The 1,827-nt window shown below is 47.8% G+C and carries 5 tRNA genes and 3 rRNA genes; all 8 read left to right on the forward strand.

The window, feature by feature from the left end:
- Positions 1–517 (forward strand): 23S ribosomal RNA (locus tag B7R67_RS21750); the annotation flags it as partial.
- A gap of 119 nt (positions 518–636) precedes the next feature.
- Positions 637–752, forward strand: a 5S ribosomal RNA gene (rrf, locus tag B7R67_RS21755).
- 6 nt (positions 753–758) lie between these two features.
- Positions 759–834, forward strand: a tRNA-Val gene (locus B7R67_RS21760).
- Between the two features lie 3 nt (positions 835–837).
- A tRNA-Thr gene (locus B7R67_RS21765) sits at positions 838–910 on the forward strand.
- Positions 911–920: 10 nt separating this feature from the next.
- A tRNA-Lys gene (locus B7R67_RS21770) sits at positions 921–996 on the forward strand.
- 387 nt (positions 997–1,383) lie between these two features.
- A tRNA-Pro gene (locus B7R67_RS21775) sits at positions 1,384–1,460 on the forward strand.
- A gap of 9 nt (positions 1,461–1,469) precedes the next feature.
- Positions 1,470–1,545, forward strand: a tRNA-Ala gene (locus B7R67_RS21780).
- 83 nt (positions 1,546–1,628) lie between these two features.
- Positions 1,629–1,827, forward strand: a 16S ribosomal RNA gene (locus B7R67_RS21785); the annotation flags it as partial.

Genomic DNA, 1,827 nt, shown 5'->3' on the forward strand with positions numbered 1-1,827 from the left:
GCTTAGTGATCCGGTGGTTCCGCATGGAAGGGCCATCGCTCAACGGATAAAAGCTACCCCGGGGATAACAGGCTTATCTCCCCCAAGAGTCCACATCGACGGGGAGGTTTGGCACCTCGATGTCGGCTCATCGCATCCTGGGGCTGTAGTCGGTCCCAAGGGTTGGGCTGTTCGCCCATTAAAGCGGTACGCGAGCTGGGTTCAGAACGTCGTGAGACAGTTCGGTCCCTATCCGTCGTGGGCGCAGGAAATTTGAGAGGAGCTGTCCTTAGTACGAGAGGACCGGGATGGACACACCGCTGGTGTACCAGTTGTTCTGCCAAGAGCATGGCTGGGTAGCTATGTGTGGAAGGGATAAGTGCTGAAAGCATCTAAGCATGAAGCCCCCCTCAAGATGAGATTTCCCATAGCGTTAAGCTAGTAAGACCCCTGAGAGACGATCAGGTTGATAGGTCAGAGGTGGAAGCGTGGTGACACGTGGAGCTGACTGATACTAATCGGTCGAGGACTTAACTAACAAGTTTGATAATGACATTATCTAGTTTTGAGGGTACAATTTTTATAAAAAAATATCAAAAAAGTTATTGACTTTAAGAGATATTTTGATATAATAATTAATGTCCCAAAGAAAATGAATCAAGTGATGATAGCGAAGAGGTCACACCCGTTCCCATACCGAACACGGCAGTTAAGCTCTTCAGCGTCGATGGTAGTTGGGGGTTTCCCCCTGTGAGAGTAGAACGTCGCTTGGTTTTGATGGAGGATTAGCTCAGCTGGGAGAGCACCTGCCTTACAAGCAGGGGGTCGGCGGTTCGAGCCCGTCATCCTCCACCATATGCCGACTTAGCTCAATTGGTAGAGCAACTGACTTGTAATCAGTAGGTTGGGGGTTCAAGTCCTCTAGTCGGCACTCTTTAGACGAGCCATTAGCTCAGTAGGTAGAGCATCTGACTTTTAATCAGAGGGTCGAAGGTTCGAATCCTTCATGGCTCACCATTTTCTAAAAAGAAAATTAAATATAATAAGTTGTTGACAGATAGTTTGACAAAATGTTATGATATTTAAGTCGCTTCTGAAGCGGCAAAGTGAACTTTGAAAACTAAACAAAACATGAAGTAAACGTCAATTATTAGTTTTTTGAGCAATACAAGATTTAAACTTAACTTTTATGGAGAGTTTGATCCTGGCTCAGGACGAACGCTGGCGGCGTGCCTAATACATGCAAGTCGAGCGGACTAATTGGAGCTTGCTCCAATTAGTTAGCGGCGGACGGGTGAGTAACACGTGGGCAACCTACCTATAAGACTGGGATAACTTCGGGAAACCGGAGCTAATACCGGATGACAGGTTATGGGTTCGAGTCCTTTCGGGCGCGCCATATTACGGGAAGTGGCTCAGCTTGGTAGAGCACCTGGTTTGGGACCAGGGGGTCGCAGGTTCAAATCCTGTCTTCCCGACCATTTCAATAAGGGGCCTTAGCTCAGCTGGGAGAGCGCCTGCCTTGCACGCAGGAGGTCAGCGGTTCGATCCCGCTAGGCTCCACCAACGATGATCTTTGAAAACTAAACAAAACATGAAGTAAACGTCAATTATTAGTTTTTTGAGCAATACAAGATTTAAACTTAACTTTTATGGAGAGTTTGATCCTGGCTCAGGACGAACGCTGGCGGCGTGCCTAATACATGCAAGTCGAGCGGACTAATTGGAGCTTGCTCCAATTAGTTAGCGGCGGACGGGTGAGTAACACGTGGGCAACCTACCTATAAGACTGGGATAACTTCGGGAAACCGGAGCTAATACCGGATGACATAAAGGAACTCCTGTTCC

This window comes from Gottfriedia luciferensis, from assembly GCF_002156865.1.
Taxonomy (GTDB): domain Bacteria; phylum Bacillota; class Bacilli; order Bacillales; family Bacillaceae_G; genus Gottfriedia; species Gottfriedia luciferensis.